Below are 14,609 nucleotides of genomic sequence, written 5' to 3'. Positions count from 1 at the left end.
TCGATGATCCGCACGGCGATCTCGCCGCGGTTGGCAATGAAGATGCGCTCGGTCATGCCGCAACCTTGAGTGCGAAGAGGGTCTGGCCGAATTCGACCAGGTCGCCGTCGGCGACGAACACGGCGGCGATCTCGCCGGTGGAGCCCGCGGTGACCGAATTCATCAGTTTCATGACCCCAACGATGCACAGCACCGAGTCCGCCTCAACACTGTCGCCCAGCGCGGCGAAGCGCGGTTCGCCCGGCTTCGGCGCCCCGTAGTAGGTGCCGAGCATCGGGGAGGTGATGGCCACGTGACCGGCCGGAAGGTTGTTCGGGTCCAGGCCCGCGGCGGGGCCGGCCGGTGCGGCGACCTGGGCGGGAACCGGTGCCGCTGTCGGCGCAGTGCTCATGGCAGGTGCTGCGGCTGCGGCGGACTGTGCCGCGGGCTGCTCCTCGAAGTGGCCGCCGCGTCGCACGTGGAGGCGCAGGTCGCCCTTTTCGTAGCGGAAATCGGTGAACTCGGTCTTGTCCAGCTGTTCAATGATCGCCGCGAGTTCTTCCAGATCCAGGTTCATGCGTTGGTGCTCCTTGTTCATTGGCCGCAGACAGGCCTGTGGTGTAAGTCACGTTTTCTCGAGCCTATGCCCGGGTTTCGTCCGTCGCAATAAGTTGGTCCAAGATTCCGCTATGCGCAATTCTTGAAATGCCGAGCGCCTCCACCCGCCGACTTTCGACGATCGGCGGAGGCGCTCGAGGGAGAGGTAGTGGCGTGCCTAGGCTCCGGCCAGGATGCGGGAGACGGACTCCACCGTCTCGTCCAGATCCTGCGGGTTGACCAGCACGCCGGTGTCCAGCACTCCGCCGGAACCGCCCTGCACCAGGCGCTTGAGCGGGATTTCCATGCGCTTGCCGGTGCGCGTGCGCGGGATGCTGCGCACGAACAACACGTGGTCAGGGACGTGTCGCGGGGAAAGCTCGGTGCGCAGTGCGGTGCGGATCGAGCGCTCCAGCGCGACGGTGTCGGCGTCATCGGCGGCCTCCACCAGCAGGACCAGCTGGCCCATCGCGCCGCCCTGCTCGAAGTGCATCACCATGGCGTCGTTGACGCCGGGGTGGCCATCGAGCAGCGCATAGAACTCTGCGGTGCCCAGGCGCACGCCACCGCGGTTCAGCGTGGCGTCCGAGCGCCCGGTGATGACCCAGGTGTCGCGCTCGGTGCGCACCAGCCAGTCGCCGTGGCGCCAGACGCCCTCAAAGACGTCGAAGTAGCTGGACTTGTAGCGCTCATTATCCGGATCGTTCCAGAAGAACACGGGCATCGAGGGCATCGGCAAGGTGGTAACCAGTTCGCCGGGTTCCCCGCGCAGAGAGTTGCGTTCGTGGTCCCAGGAATCCACGGCAACACCCAACGGGCGGCAGGCCATTTCCCCGGCGTGGACCGCGGACAGGGGGCTAGCGCCCAGGAACGCGGCGCAGATGTCGGTGCCGCCGGAGGTCGGCGCCATCACCAAGTCGGGGTTGATCGAGTCGTACGCCCAGCCCGCGACGTCAGCGGCCAGCGGGGAGCCGGAGCACTGGATTTCGCGCAGGCGACTCAGGTCCCACTTCTTGCCAGGTTCCACACCCGCGTGGGCGCAGGCGGCCAGGTAGGCCGATCCGGTGCCCATGTACGTCGATTCGGTCTCGGCCATGATCGCCCACTGCGACCACTCGCCGTCAAGGGTCGGCCAATTGGGGTCCCCGTCCTGAAGAACCACGCTAGCGCCGACCAACAGCGAGGAGGCACCCATGTTCCAGACCATCCACCCGGTGGTGGAGAACCAGTAGGCCGTGTCGGCCTCGGAGATGTCGAAGTGCAGGCCCATGGCCTTGTAGTGCTCCAGCAGTAGGCCGCCGTGGGAATGCACGATGGCCTTCGGGGTGCCGGTGGTGCCGGAGGAGAAGAGCACCGTCATCGGGTGCTCGAAGGGCACCGGGTTAATGACTGCTTCGGCACGCTCGGCGGTGAAGTCGGCCCAGGATTGCGCACCCGGTGCCGCGGTTTCGGTGTCCAGGTCCTCATCGAGGTACGGCAGCAACACGGTGGGGATGCCCGGCAGCTCGGCACGGACCTTGGCAAGGTCATCGAGCTTGGAGATCCGCTTTTCGCCCCAGCGGTAGCCGTCGATGGAGATCAACAGGTTCGGTTCCAGCTGGCCGATGCGCCCCAGGACGCCCTTGACACCCATTTCCGGCGGCACGCAGCACCAGATGGCGCCCAGGCCAATGACGGCGAAGTAGGCGGCAATGGTTTGCGGGATGTTGGGCAGGTAGCCGGCGACCCGGTCCCCGGACTTGATGCCGTGGCGGATCAGGCCCTGCTGGATGCGTTCGATTTCCTCGATCAGGCGTGCGCCGGTCCAGTCGATGGAACCGTTGGTCTGGCTGCGGGACTTGACCATGGTGTCGTCCGGGCGGCGTGCGAGGGAACGCAGCACGTGCTCGGTGAAGTTGATCCGGGCGCCGGCGAACCATTGCGCCCCGGGCATGGTGCGCTCGGTGAGCACCGAGGTGTAGGGAGCGTGGCTGATGATCTCGAAGTGTTCCCAGACCTCGCCCCAGAAGTCCTCAAGGTTCTGAACCGACCAGGCCCAGGCGTCCTCGTAGTCAGCGAAGTGCCGACCGGTCTTGGCCTCGATCTTTTCCAGGAAGCGGCCCATTTGGCTGTTTGACCAGGTGTCGCGGGAGGGTGCTGGCCGCAGCAGTGCGCCGGGTTCGGTGTTCTTCATGGTTCTTCCTTCAATGGTGTTCGTGTCGTCCGAGGTTCCCGTCGACGGGCCTGCAGTGCTTTAGGAGGCGTTGGTGCCGGAATCGAGTCCGAGCAACCTCACGGCGTTGTCCTTGATGATCTTTTGGCGCGGACCGTCGCGCAGCTCCAGCTTTGCGAAGTCGGCCATCCAGCGGTCCGGCGGCAGCAACGGGAAGTCGGAGCCGAAGAGGACCTTTTCCTGGAGCATGGTGTTGGCGTACTGCACCAGGTTGGCCGGGAAGTACTTGGGCGACCAGCCGGAGAGGTCGATGTACACGTGGTTGTGGCGCACCGCCACCGCCAGGGCCTCGTCCTGCCAGGGGAAGGAAGGGTGGGCCATGATGATGCGCAGCTCGGGGAAGTCCACCGCCACGTCGTCCAGTGCCATCGGGTTGGAGTACTTCAGCCGGATCCCGCCGGAGCCCGGCATTCCGGCGCCGATGCCGCTTTGCCCGGTGTGGAAGAGGGCGGGGACGCCCAGGGACTGGATTTCCTCGTACAGCGGGTAGGCGGCGTGGTCGTTGGGGAAGAAGGACTGCAGGTTCGGGTGGAACTTGAATCCCTTGATCCCGTAGTCCTGAACGAGGATGCGGGCCTCGGTGATGGCCGCCTTGCCGCGGGCCGGGTCGATGCTGGCGAAGGGGATCAACACGTCTGCGTGCTTGGCCGCCTCCTCGGCGATGTAGCGGTTGGAGATCGGCGGGTGGCCGGTGGTGGCTTCGTGGTCAACGGTGAACACGACGGCTGCCATGTTGCGTTCGCGGTAGTGGGCTGCGACGGCCTCGATCCCCAGCGGGTCGTGGGCCGCGCCGAAGTGAGCCTGGGCGGCCTCGCGGAAATCGTCGGGCATGTCGGTGTGCCCGTGGTCGTCGGATTCGATGTGGACGTGCATGTCGATCGCGACGAGGTCCGCGACGTTGATCTTGCTCATGGTGGCGTTTTTCCTAGCCGGTGGCGGACGTGTCCGCCACCGATCGCTGGGTTGGTGGAGTTGGAAGTTGGATCAGGAAATGCTGGCGGCAGCAGGTTCCGCCGATCGTGTCTGGCGCTTGAGCGAGTAGCCCAGGGCCAGGATGCACAGTGCGGAAGCGGCCAGCGGGGCGGCGAAGAGCACGAAGATGTTCTCCGGCTTCCAGCCGCCGGTCAGCAGGTAGCCGACCAGGATCGGGGCAACGATGGAAACCATGCGGCCGAGGCCGATCATCCAGCCGACACCGGTTGCCCGGGCACGGGCGCTGTAGATCTCGGGGGAGATCGTGTAGAAGCCGGCGATGCCCGCGGTGGTGAGCATGCCCAGAAAGAGGGCGAGCACCATGGCCAGGGTGATCTGGCTGAAGAGCATGGAGAAGATGATGTAGGCGGCGGCCGATCCGAGAAGTGCGATGACCAGCAGCGGGCGTGCGCGGAAGCGGACGGCCAGGGCACTGAAGACGAAGCAGCCCAGGATGCCGCCGGCGTTGGCGATGGTGCCCGTGGTCACGCCGATCGAATTGTCGCCGGTGACGCCGGCAATGATCTTCGGGGTCCAGGTGTTGGCGAAGTAGTACGCGGCCACGAGGCAGCCGTAGCCGGCCCAGAGCATGAAGGTGCGGAAGCGGATCGGGGTGGTCAGGATTTCGCGGATGGCCGACTGCTCCTTGCCGGTGGCCGTGGAGGCCGGGAGCGCGTCCAATGTGGGACGCCCGATCTTGGCAAGGATGGTGTTTACGCGCTCGAGGGCGCCGGCGGGCCGGCGGGTGAACAGGTAGTCGAGGGATTCGGGCAGCCACAGCCAGGAAGCAACGAGCATGATGATGGTCAGCGCCGCGCCGACGGCGAAGAGGGACTGCCAGCCGAGGTTCGGGATCATCGGTCCGGCCACGATGCCGCCGATTGTGGCGCCGATGGGGTAGCCGGCGGTGTAGATGCCCATGATCGAGCCGCGGCGCTTGTCCGAGGAGTATTCGGAAACCAAGACGTTGAGGTTGGCCATCATGCCGCCGACACCCAGGCCGGTCACGATCCGGAAGACCAACAACTGTGTGGCGTCGGTGGCGAAGACCGAGGCGACCATGCCGATGCTGATGACGACGAGCGCGATCAACGTGAGGCGGCGGCGACCGATCTTGTCAGCTAGAGGGGTGAGGAAGATGGAACCGGCGGCCATGCCGAACAGGCTTGCGCTCAGCAGGAATCCTAGGGCGGCGGGCGTGATGCCCCACTCGCGGGAAAGCACCGGCGCGGCGTAGGCCATGGCGGCCACGTCGAAACCGTCGATGAGGATCAATGTCAAGGCAACGACGACCGTCATCACCTGGAAGCGGCTCATTGCCGAACTGCGTATTTCCGCGAGAGTTTCCATGGGAGCTTCCTGATTGTTGAGAACGGGTCGGGTGGAACGCCGCCCGACAATGTGAGCTTAGTCATGAATTCGAATCGCATCTATCTTTGGTGCGTAGATTCCGTCATGCGGAACCGATGATGGGTTATGAACCGGTCATGCATGCTGCCATTGGGCGTCTGGTGGCGCAAAACTGCGGGGCGTCTTGGTGAGTTGGTGGACAAGTTCGTTCCGCATGGGGGAATCCATGACTGGTATCAGAAGGATTGGACGGGCGTGCATCCCGATGCGGTCGAGGAAGGCGGCGCCGCCACCTCCGGTACCGGCGTGTCAGGCGGTGCCATGGGATGCTTGAACCATGACCAACTCCACGCCCGATGCAGCTGCGAGCGACGCCGAGTCCTGGACCGATGGCACGGCACATCCTCCAGTGGAGTCCGTTGACCGCGCGCTGCAGCTGGCGCTCATGCTCCGCTTCGGCGGCGCCCTGACCGTCACCGAGGCCGCTGCGCGACTCGGCGTGGCGGTCTCCACGGCACACCGCCTGCTGGCGGCCCTTTCCTACCGGGGGTTTGCGAGTCAAGACCGGGAGCGGCGCTATGTGGCTGGGCCTGTTCTCGCCGCCCAAGCGGTCGGGGCAATTGCCCGAAGTTCGTTGCGCGACCTGGCCCGCCCGGCGCTAGAGCAGCTCCACGCCCGGCTCCATGAAAGCGTGGGTTTCATGGTGCTGGAAATGGGTTCGGTCCGTTTCCTGGACGGCATAGATGAAATGGAGCAGAACCTGCGGGTGGTGATCCGCATCGGGGACAAACTGCCGGCGTTCGAATCGGCCGGAGGCAAGGCCATGCTGGCGCAACTGCGCAATGACGACCTGGCCGCCGTTGCATCCGCCTCGGTTGCCCCGGCGCCGCTGGACGAGCGGGCCGGGTCGGAAGGTGGATCGCTCGCAACGCTGAAGCGGCACCTGGCCGTGGTTCGCCGCAATGGCTACGGGGTGAATTTGGAGGAGACGTCGCCGGGCATCTGTGGCGTGGGTGTTGCGATCCCCACGACAGGACAGCCCCTCGGGGCCTTTACGACTGTTCTGCCCACGGCACGCTTCCATCGGGATGAGCTCAAGGGATACGTCGAGGCCCTCGTTCAGGCGGCGGAAGAGACCGGCCGTCGCATCGCGGATCTGACGCGCGCGCTCTGAGGCCGGAGTGTTCCCTGCCGGGCATTAATCCGCGGCTCGTGTGACCAAGGGAATGTTGCGTTCGACTTTCCTCTGGACGGAAAAGTTGACAAGATTCCCTGGCCCCAACCCCTATTTACATGTATTTGCATGCAATTTCTACGAGGGTGAGAACTCGACATTCCGGCAGTGGGAAAACCGGAATTGCAGTGTGATCAGCGCCGTTGACGCCCGATTCGGGCAGGCCTATTGTATGAAATGCATCAACACCGGGAGCGGAATAACTTTCCGCACAGTGAGACGCATACAAGCACGGACCGTCACCCACCGGACCACCCTGGCCCGAGAGTCCCGGCCCTCACCGTACATAAGAATGCGAACCGAAGCCGTGGGAACCACGGCGTCGTGTAGAAGGAGTCGAAATCATGTCACAGCGTGTACTCATCACCGCCGGAGCCGGCGGAATCGGGCTGGCCATCGCCAAGGCATTCGTTGCCAACGGGGCCCGCGTCCACATCGCGGACGTCAACGCCGACGCCGTCGCGGCCATCGTCGCGGAAAACGAAAACATCACCGGATCGGTGGGCGACATCAGCAAGGCCGAGGACCTCGATGTGCTCTTCAAGGACGTCGAGGAACAGCTCGGCGGACTGGACGTGCTCGTCAACAACGCCGGCATCGCCGGAGCCACCGCCCCGGCCACCGACTACCCCGTCGACACCTGGGCCGCAGTCGTGAACATCAACCTCACCGGAACCCTCATGGTCACCCAGCGCGCCATCCCACTGCTTAAGGAATCGACCGCGGGATCGATCCTCGTGATGTCCTCGCTCGCCGGCCGCTTCGGCTACCCGAACCGAATCGCCTACTCCACCACCAAGTGGGGCCTCGTCGGCTTCACCAAGACGCTCGCCCTGGAACTGGGCGAAGCTGGCATCACCGCCAACACCATTCACCCCGGTGCCGTCGACGGCCCGCGCATGGGCAGCGTGCTGGCCGGCCGCGCCGAGGCCAATGGCACAACGGTCGAGGTGGAAACCAACAAGGCGCTGGACAACCAGTCGATCCGCAAGTTCATCGACCCCAACGACATCGCCCAGCTGGCCCTCTTCCTGGCCGGCCCGCACGCCCGCACCATCTCGGGACAGATGTTCCCGATCGACGGCGACTCGAAGCACTCCTAAGCAATTCGAAAACCTAGTTGAATCGAAGACCGGACATGTCCACCACGACTAAAACCTCCGGCGGAAACCTTGCACAGGCCTCGAGCGCGGGCAACCCCCGCGCCGGCCTCTGGAAGGGCCGCATCCTTATCATCGTTGGCCTGCTCCTTTTGGGCATCGGCCTGCGCTACGCGGTCACCGGGCTCTCGCCGCTGCTGACCACCGTCACCGGCGAACTGGGCATCGGCACCGCCGGGGCGACGTTCATCGGCATGCTGCCCACGCTGAGCTTCGGCATCGGCGGCTTCCTGGCCCCGGTCATTGTGCGCAAGATCGGGCTCGAGGCAACCGCCCTGATCTCCGTGATCCTGGCCGCCGCCGGGACGCTGGTGCGTCCCTTCAGCGAGAGCCCGGCGATCTTCATGGTGCTGACGTTTGTTGCCCTGCTGGGCATGGGCTTCGGCAACGTGGCAGGCGCCCCGCTGGTCAAGAAGCACTTCCCCGACCGCCAGGCTTCCATGGTCACCGTCTTCGCCCTGCTGATGCAGGCCGGGGCAACGCTGCCGGCCATGACGGCGCTTCCGCTGGCCAATGCCGGCGGCTGGCAGTTCTCACTCGCCTCATGGGGCGTGCTCTCGCTGGTGGCCGTCCTGCCCTGGACGCTGGTGCTACTCAAGGAACGCCGCCAGAGCACCCCGACCGCAGCGCGGACCGCCAAGGCCGGCGCCGCGGACGGATCGAACCTGGGACTTGGCCGGTTGGTCGCCAGCCCCGTCGCGGTCGGCACCGCACTGTTCTACGCCATGGCGTCGCTGAACATCTACGCCATGCTGGCCTGGATGCCCACGATCATGCAACAGGGCTTCGGCCTGGACAAGGCATCGGCTGCCACCGCGTTCTCCATATACACGTTCATGACCCTGCCCATGGCGGTGATCACCCCACTGATCGCCAACAAGATGCGCAACCCGGCGATCCTCGCGGTCATCCTGTCGGCGGCCGGCCCGCTGGGCTACCTGCTGATGCTCCTGGGCATCGGCCCGCTCTGGCTCGCCGCACTGGTGGCAGGACTTGCCGCCGGCGCCTTCCCCCTGGCCATCGCGATGTTCAATTTGCGCAGCCGCACCACCGCGGGGTCCGCGGCCATGGCAGGTTTCGCCATGGGCGTCGGCTATCTCTTCGGCACCCTCGGCCCGCTGCTGGGCGGTTGGCTCTTCTCCACCACCGGCGGCTGGACCGTCCCGCTGTGGGTGTACGTGGCAACCTTCATCCCGATGGCCCTGGGCGGAATGATGATGGCCCGCACCGGACGCTACGTCGAGGACACGGCAGGTATCGCCTCGGAAGCGTAACCTCCGTCGCGCACGGCGGCACGGCCCGCCCTCAAGGAATGCGAAAGGCCCGGTCAATCGACCGGGCCTTTCGCGCGCCATATGGCGGAAGCGGTCGGGGCCATGACAACTGTCATTCCAACGCATGACATTTTGCACTTCTGCCGCAACCGCGTACCGGGCAAACTGGAAACATGAAAACCACGACCGAACATCAATCGGCATCGGCGCGGGCACCGATGCCCGGCGCCACGGCACTGGAGCTGCAGGGCGTGCACAAGTCCTTCCACACCAACGAAGGCCGGTTCGAGGCCGTCGCGGGAATCGACCTGCGCGTCGGGACAGGTGAGATCGTGGCCTTCCTGGGGCCCAACGGAGCGGGCAAGACCACCACGATCGACATGATGCTCGGACTGACCACGCCCACTTCCGGGTCGGTCTCGGTGTTCGGCAAGGCCCCGCGCGAGGCCGTCGAGGCCGGGGAGATCTCCGCGGTCCTGCAGACCGGCGGGCTGCTGCGCGATCTCACGGTGCGTGAGACCGTCACCGCGATCGCCGCGCTGCACGGGGCCAGGGAGCGGATCGACACCGTCATGGAACGCACCGACATCACTTCCCTGGCCAAGCGAAAGGTTTCGAAGTGCTCGGGAGGGGAACAACAACGGCTCAAGTTCGCCCTCGCCTTGCTGCCCGATCCGCGGCTGCTGATCCTGGATGAGCCCACCGCCGGCATGGACGTCTCTGCGCGCCGCGCCTTCTGGGCCACCATGCGCCAGGACGCGGTTGCCGGGCGCACCGTCCTGTTCGCCACCCACTACCTGGAAGAGGCCCAGGAGTTCGCCGAACGCACCGTTCTCATCGGGGCCGGACGGGTGCTGGCCGACGGGCCCACCGCGCAGCTGCGGGAAATGACCGGGGGACGCGTCGTCAGCGCCACGCTCCCGTCCGCCCGTCCCACCGCACCCGCGGTGGCTGCCCTGCAAGCCCTCGAACGCGCCACCTCAGTGCGGCTGAACGGGCACCGGGTCGCGGTCACCGGCCCCGATTCCGATGCCGCGGCACGGATGCTACTGAACGAGTTGGCGGCAACCGACCTGGAAATCACCACGCCGACCCTCGAGGCCGCCTTCATGGCGTTGACCGGAGAAGACTCATGAATCCGACCTATGTACGCATCGAACTTTTCCGCCAATCCAGGGATGTCGGGAACCTGATGTTCACGGTGCTGATGCCCGTGGTGATGTACCTGCTCTTTGGCAACATGTTCGGCGGCGGGGGAGAGCCTGCCGGAAACGGGAACGTGAGGTTCTACGTCATGGCCTCGATGGCTGCCTACGGGGCGGCGCTTGCCACGACCTCCATCGCCGGAACCGCAGCAACCGAGGCAATGCTGGGCTGGGGACGCCAGATTGCGCTGACGCCCATGAAGCCCTCGGGATTCGTGGCCTCCAAGCTCGCGGTGGCGCTCATCGTGGCCACCGGCTGTGCCGGGTTGGTGTTCGCCGTCGGTGCGGGCACCGGTGCACGGGCCGATGCGCCCTGGGTCTGGACCGCCAGCTTCCTGCTCTCGGTGCTTGGATCCGGGATCTTCGCCCTCTACGGGATGGGCATCGGCATGGCCTTCAAGTCCGAGACGGCCCTGGGGGTGGCAAGCGGCGGCATGGTGTTCTTCGCCTTCTTCGGCAACGTCTTCATGCCGCTGAGCGGGACCATGCTCGAGATCGCCCGATTCACGCCCATGTACGGGTACGCGGGGCTGGTGCGCTACCCGTTGACCGAGGGGTTCGGCGCGGGCGAGGGGGCGGGCACGGATTCGCTGGGCATGCTTGTCGCTAATCTGGTGGCATGGACTCTTCTCTTCGCGCTGTTCGCCCTCTGGGCGGTTCGCCGGTCCCGGGCACGGAGGTGAGCGGCGAGACGGGGGACCCCGACTCCTTCTGGTCCAGGTTCGGCTGGCTGCTGGCAGCTGTCTGGGTCGTCTTCCTGATCTTCCCGATCCTTTCCATCGCTGAGTCCACGCTGCCGCTGCCGGCTCGCCTGGCCGGGTATGGACTGGTGGCTGCCTTCGCCGCCGTATACCTGTGGGGGTTTTTCACCTACAGCTCGGAGCTCGGGGTCAGCGCGAGCGGCCACGGCCGGGCCTGGATCCCTTCGGTGCGCTGCTGGCAATCACGGCGTCCACCCTCCCGATCCTCGGGGCCGACGCCATCAGCTTCGGCCCGTTCCTGGTCAGTTTCGCCGCCTACCTGCTCTCGGTGCGCAGCATGTGGATCGTCAATGCCGCGGTGCTTGCCGCGGCACTGTCCGTCGCCATCCCCGCCGGGCTGGGCGACTACGTCTTCCTGCTGGGGCTGCTGGTGGTTCTCATCGTCGTCAACGCGGTGAACACGGCGTTGATCAGGCGCAGCATCGCGGCCGATGACCTGCGCCTCGACTATGCGCTGCTGGCCGAACAGGAACGGATGGCCAGGGACGTACACGACGTACTGGGGCACTCGCTCACCGCGATCGGCCTGAAGGCCGAGCTCGCCGAACGGCTGCTGGACACCGATGTCCAGGCGGCCCGCGCCGAGCTGCTGCAGATCCGCGCGCTGAACACCGAGGCCCTGGAGTCCATCCGCGCCACGGTCGGCGGGCTGCGCCGCACCACCCTTGTCCAGGAACTTGCCTCCGTGCGCGCCGCCCTGGATGACGCGCGGATCAAGACGGTGCTGACCGGCAACGCCCGGGACATCGACCCGGTGCGCTCCACCGCCCTGTCCTGGATCCTGCGCGAGGCGGCGACCAACGTGCTGCGCCACGCACACGCCACCACCTGCTGGATCCACATCGCCCCCGGGATGCTGGACATCGAGGATGACGGGGACTCGTTGGCCGGAAGCCACGAGGGACACGGCATGCGCGGGATGAGGGAGCGGGCCCGGCTTGCCGGGGCGCGTTGCGAGATCGGGGCATCCACACACGGGGGAACCAGGGTCGCGGTGAGCTGGGCATGAGCGGACCTGAACCAACGGACGCAGGCCCCATCCGGGTGCTGCTCGCCGATGACCAGGCGTTGGTGCGCGGGGCGCTCGCCGCCCTGCTGAACCTGGAACCAGACATCGAGGTCGTCGCCCAGACCGGGGACGGCACCGAGGTGGTGGCGCTCGCCGAGGAACACCGGGTGCAGGTGGCGCTGCTGGATATCCAGATGCCGGTCATGGACGGACTCGTGGCCGCGGGCCTGCTGCGGACCAGGCTGCCCGAATGCAAGGTGCTGATGGTGACGACCTTCGACCGTCCAGGCTACCTGCGTGCCGCTTTCGAGGCCGGGGCCAGCGGCTTCCTGGTCAAGGACACCCCGTCCTCCGAGCTCGCGGCAGCGGTGCGCCGCGTGCATGCGGGCGGCCGGGTGGTGGACCCGTCGCTGGCCGCCCAGTCGCTGATGCACGGCGCCAATCCGTTGACCGAGCGCGAGCGCGAGGTGCTCGCCCGGGCCCGTGCGGGAACGCCGGTGGCGCAGATCGCCGCGGCGCTGCACCTGGGCACCGGCACGGTGCGCAACCACCTGTCCAGCGCCATCGGCAAGACCGGGGCCGCCAACCGCATCGAGGCAGCGCACCTGGCCCACGAGCAAGGCTGGATCTAGGCGAATCCGCAAGGGGCGGGAACCCTGTGTGCGGGTGCGCTCTGTAGACTCGTATACATGTCGGTTTCGGAACTTTCGGTCAGCACGCAAAACTATTTGAAGGTCATCTGGGGTCTGTCCGAATGGTCGGACGACCCCGTCACCGCAACGGACATTGCCCAGAAATCCGGGCTGAAGGTTTCCTCGGTTTCCGACGCGGTGCGCAAGCTGACCGCGCAGGGACTGGTCAGCCACGCCCGCTACGGCGCCGTGGAACTGACCACACTGGGCCGCAAGTACGCCCTGGACATGGTGCGCCGGCACCGGCTGCTGGAAACCTTCCTGGTCCAGACCCTGTCCTACGACTGGGACCAGGTCCACGACGAGGCCGAAAATCTCGAGCACGCGATGAGCGACTTCATGGTCGAACGCCTCGACGCCTTCCTGGGCCACCCCGACCGCGACCCGCACGGGGACCCGATCCCGAGCGCCGCCGGGGTGCTGACCCGGCCGGACGCGGTGCTGTTGAGCACCGTGGAGCCCGGGGTGCGGGTCATCGTGGAACGGATCAACGACGAGGACCCGGCGCTGCTGCAGTACCTCAGCGCGCAGGGCGTCGTGCCGGGGGTTGGCCTGGTCATCACCGAGGCCGCCCCGTTCTCCGATGCGGTGCTGCTACGGGTCGCCGACGGCGCAGGCACCGTCAGCCTGGGCCGCCAGGCCACCGAGGCGCTGCACGTCTCGCTCGGCTAGGGGAAGCGGGGCAGGCGCCCCCACGGATTTCGAGGAACGGCCCGAACCGCTTACTATGACTGAGGCGTGCGCTGCGCCACAACCAGTGTGCGCACCCCCGCGACCCGAACCGTCGACTTGAGGACACCCCCCAATGAAACTGCTGAAATCGATCCCCCTGCTCGGTTGGATTCTCATAGCCATCGTGCTGGGCATCCTGACCGGCCCGGTGATGCCCGCCTGGCTCGGCGGAGTGTTCCTGACCTACAACTCGATCTTCTCGGGGTTCCTCGGCTTCATCGTGCCGCTGATCATCCTGGGCCTCGTCGCGCCGGCCATCGCCGAGCTCGGCAAGGGAGCCGGGAAGTGGCTGGGGATCACCGCGCTGATCGCGTACGGCTCCACGCTCTTCGCCGGATTCCTCGCCTACTTCGTCAGCCGCTGGCTGTTCACCGCGACGATGTCCGGCGGCGGACTTGAGGCCCTCGGCGAAGATGGCGGCTCGGGCTTCGAACCGTACCTGACGGTGGTCGCTGCCGCCGGCGACTCGGCAACCGAGATCGTGCTGGAGCCGATCATCGGCGTGATGAGCGCACTCGTGCTCGCCTTCGTGATCGGCATCGGCATCACCGCATTCCACAGCAAGGTCATCTTCCGCGGAACCGTCGAGTTCCGCACCATCATCGAGTCCGTGATCCGCCGCATCATCGTGCCGGCGCTGCCGCTGTTCATCTACGGCATCTTCATGGACCTCTCGGCGAGCGGCGCGGCGGTGACCGTGGTGACGAAGTTCCTGCTCGTGGCCCTGGTGTCCTTCGCCCTGACCTTCGTCGTGCTGCTGGTGCAGTTCACCGTGGCCGGCTCGATGAACGGGCAGAACCCGCTCAAGGCACTGTGGAACATGCGTGATGCCTACTTCACCGCACTGGGCACCTCCTCCTCGGCCGCGACGATTCCCGTCACGTTGGCCTCGACGAAGAAGAACGGCGTCTCCGACGCGGTGGCGGGCTTCGTGGTGCCGCTGTGCGCCACGATCCACCTCTCCGGTTCGATGGTCAAGATCACCTGCTTCTCGATCGCCGTGCTGCTGCTCACCGGCGGGGATGTCTCCTTCGGGGCGTACCTGCCCTTCATCCTGATGCTCGGCGTCATGATGATCGCCGCCCCCGGCGTTCCGGGTGGCGCGATCGCCGCCGCAGCGGGCCTGCTCGCGCAGATGCTCGGCTTCGGCGAGGTCGAGGTGGGCCTCATGTTCGCCGCGTACATCGCGCTGGACAGCTTCGGCACGGCGACCAACGTGACGGGCGACGGCGCCATCGCGATGATCATGAACAAGCTCACCCGAGGCAGGCTCGGCACGCAGGTACAGGATCCGGCGGACGAGAAGCTGGAGACCGCGGAGGGCACCCTGGCCGAACCGCACACCCTGGGCAGCTAGCCCTCACCCCGCCCGGAATACAGGTGATGCCGCAGGGGGAGCGCCCCCGCGGGCGACCAGGGGTTATATGGGGGG

The 14,609-nt window shown here is 66.4% G+C and carries 13 protein-coding genes; 9 read left to right on the top strand and 4 right to left on the bottom strand.

The annotated features are described in order from the left end of the window. Positions 1-52: 52 nt before the first annotated feature. The 4 genes from accB to ACLQ7E_RS20400 form a co-directional block, all read right to left on the bottom strand. Positions 53-556 carry an acetyl-CoA carboxylase biotin carboxyl carrier protein gene (accB, locus tag ACLQ7E_RS20415; RefSeq protein WP_411734410.1) on the bottom strand — a complete coding sequence of 168 codons (504 nt, stop codon included), beginning with the start codon at positions 554-556 and terminating at the stop codon, positions 53-55. A gap of 198 nt (positions 557-754) precedes the next feature. Beyond that, positions 755-2,749 (bottom strand): acetoacetate--CoA ligase, encoded by a 1,995-nt coding sequence (locus ACLQ7E_RS20410; protein WP_411734409.1) that lies wholly within the window; start codon positions 2,747-2,749, stop codon positions 755-757. Positions 2,750-2,809: 60 nt separating this feature from the next. Then, the gene (locus tag ACLQ7E_RS20405) at positions 2,810-3,700 is read right to left on the bottom strand and encodes an amidohydrolase family protein (protein WP_411734408.1); all 891 of its coding nucleotides are present in this window, start codon (positions 3,698-3,700) and stop codon (positions 2,810-2,812) included. Positions 3,701-3,772: 72 nt separating this feature from the next. Beyond that, on the bottom strand, positions 3,773-5,110 hold the full coding sequence (locus ACLQ7E_RS20400; protein ID WP_411734407.1) for an MFS transporter: 1,338 nt from the start codon (positions 5,108-5,110) through the stop codon (positions 3,773-3,775). A 337-nt stretch (positions 5,111-5,447) separates the two neighbouring features. On the opposite strand from ACLQ7E_RS20400, the gene ACLQ7E_RS20395 reads away from it, so the two are divergent. The 9 genes from ACLQ7E_RS20395 to ACLQ7E_RS20355 all read left to right on the top strand — a co-directional run bounded on the left by ACLQ7E_RS20395 (position 5,448) and on the right by ACLQ7E_RS20355 (position 14,534). Next, entirely contained in the window at positions 5,448-6,284 is an 837-nt protein-coding gene (locus ACLQ7E_RS20395; RefSeq protein ID WP_411734406.1) for an IclR family transcriptional regulator, read from the top strand. Positions 6,285-6,688: 404 nt separating this feature from the next. Beyond that, the gene (gene fabG / locus ACLQ7E_RS20390; protein ID WP_411734405.1) at positions 6,689-7,447 is read left to right on the top strand and encodes a 3-oxoacyl-ACP reductase FabG; all 759 of its coding nucleotides are present in this window, start codon (positions 6,689-6,691) and stop codon (positions 7,445-7,447) included. Positions 7,448-7,482: 35 nt separating this feature from the next. Next, positions 7,483-8,778, top strand: coding sequence for a CynX/NimT family MFS transporter (locus ACLQ7E_RS20385; protein WP_411734404.1), 1,296 nt, complete (start codon positions 7,483-7,485; stop codon positions 8,776-8,778). Between the two features lie 173 nt (positions 8,779-8,951). Next, positions 8,952-9,914 (top strand): ABC transporter ATP-binding protein, encoded by a 963-nt coding sequence (locus ACLQ7E_RS20380; protein ID WP_411734403.1) that lies wholly within the window; start codon positions 8,952-8,954, stop codon positions 9,912-9,914. Beyond that, complete coding sequence (locus ACLQ7E_RS20375) at positions 9,911-10,666, top strand: ABC transporter permease (RefSeq protein WP_411734402.1); 756 nt, start codon at positions 9,911-9,913, stop codon at positions 10,664-10,666. Before ACLQ7E_RS20380 ends, ACLQ7E_RS20375 begins: the two co-directional genes overlap by 4 nt. Positions 10,667-10,838: 172 nt before the next feature. Then, on the top strand, positions 10,839-11,753 hold the full coding sequence (locus ACLQ7E_RS20370; RefSeq protein WP_411734401.1) for a sensor histidine kinase: 915 nt from the start codon (positions 10,839-10,841) through the stop codon (positions 11,751-11,753). Next, positions 11,750-12,385, top strand: a complete 636-nt coding sequence (locus ACLQ7E_RS20365) for a response regulator transcription factor (protein ID WP_411734400.1) — start codon at positions 11,750-11,752, stop codon at positions 12,383-12,385. Before ACLQ7E_RS20370 ends, ACLQ7E_RS20365 begins: the two co-directional genes overlap by 4 nt. Positions 12,386-12,442: 57 nt before the next feature. After that, a complete protein-coding gene (locus ACLQ7E_RS20360) occupies positions 12,443-13,117 on the top strand; it encodes a metal-dependent transcriptional regulator (protein WP_411734399.1) in 675 nt (224 codons plus the stop codon). A 133-nt stretch (positions 13,118-13,250) separates the two neighbouring features. Continuing rightward, positions 13,251-14,534, top strand: coding sequence for a dicarboxylate/amino acid:cation symporter (locus ACLQ7E_RS20355; RefSeq protein ID WP_411734398.1), 1,284 nt, complete (start codon positions 13,251-13,253; stop codon positions 14,532-14,534). Positions 14,535-14,609 lie beyond the last annotated feature (75 nt).

It is taken from the genome of Paeniglutamicibacter sp. (genome assembly GCF_046714615.1).
In the GTDB taxonomy this organism is placed as follows: Bacteria; Actinomycetota; Actinomycetes; order Actinomycetales; family Micrococcaceae; genus Paeniglutamicibacter.
The sequence above is the reverse complement of the archived record's forward strand: the minus strand, read 5'-3'. Positions and strand labels throughout refer to the sequence as shown.

Coding starts and splice junctions, on each gene's coding strand:
- ACLQ7E_RS20355 (WP_411734398.1), top strand. CDS start 13,251: ATGAAACTGCTGAAATCGATCCCCCTGCTCGGTTGGATTCTCATAGCC.
- ACLQ7E_RS20375 (WP_411734402.1), top strand. CDS start 9,911: ATGAATCCGACCTATGTACGCATCGAACTTTTCCGCCAATCCAGGGAT.
- ACLQ7E_RS20405 (WP_411734408.1), bottom strand. CDS start 3,700: ATGAGCAAGATCAACGTCGCGGACCTCGTCGCGATCGACATGCACGTC.
- ACLQ7E_RS20395 (WP_411734406.1), top strand. CDS start 5,448: ATGACCAACTCCACGCCCGATGCAGCTGCGAGCGACGCCGAGTCCTGG.
- fabG (WP_411734405.1), top strand. CDS start 6,689: ATGTCACAGCGTGTACTCATCACCGCCGGAGCCGGCGGAATCGGGCTG.
- ACLQ7E_RS20365 (WP_411734400.1), top strand. CDS start 11,750: ATGAGCGGACCTGAACCAACGGACGCAGGCCCCATCCGGGTGCTGCTC.
- ACLQ7E_RS20360 (WP_411734399.1), top strand. CDS start 12,443: ATGTCGGTTTCGGAACTTTCGGTCAGCACGCAAAACTATTTGAAGGTC.
- ACLQ7E_RS20400 (WP_411734407.1), bottom strand. CDS start 5,110: ATGGAAACTCTCGCGGAAATACGCAGTTCGGCAATGAGCCGCTTCCAG.
- ACLQ7E_RS20385 (WP_411734404.1), top strand. CDS start 7,483: ATGTCCACCACGACTAAAACCTCCGGCGGAAACCTTGCACAGGCCTCG.
- ACLQ7E_RS20410 (WP_411734409.1), bottom strand. CDS start 2,749: ATGAAGAACACCGAACCCGGCGCACTGCTGCGGCCAGCACCCTCCCGC.
- ACLQ7E_RS20380 (WP_411734403.1), top strand. CDS start 8,952: ATGAAAACCACGACCGAACATCAATCGGCATCGGCGCGGGCACCGATG.
- accB (WP_411734410.1), bottom strand. CDS start 556: ATGAACCTGGATCTGGAAGAACTCGCGGCGATCATTGAACAGCTGGAC.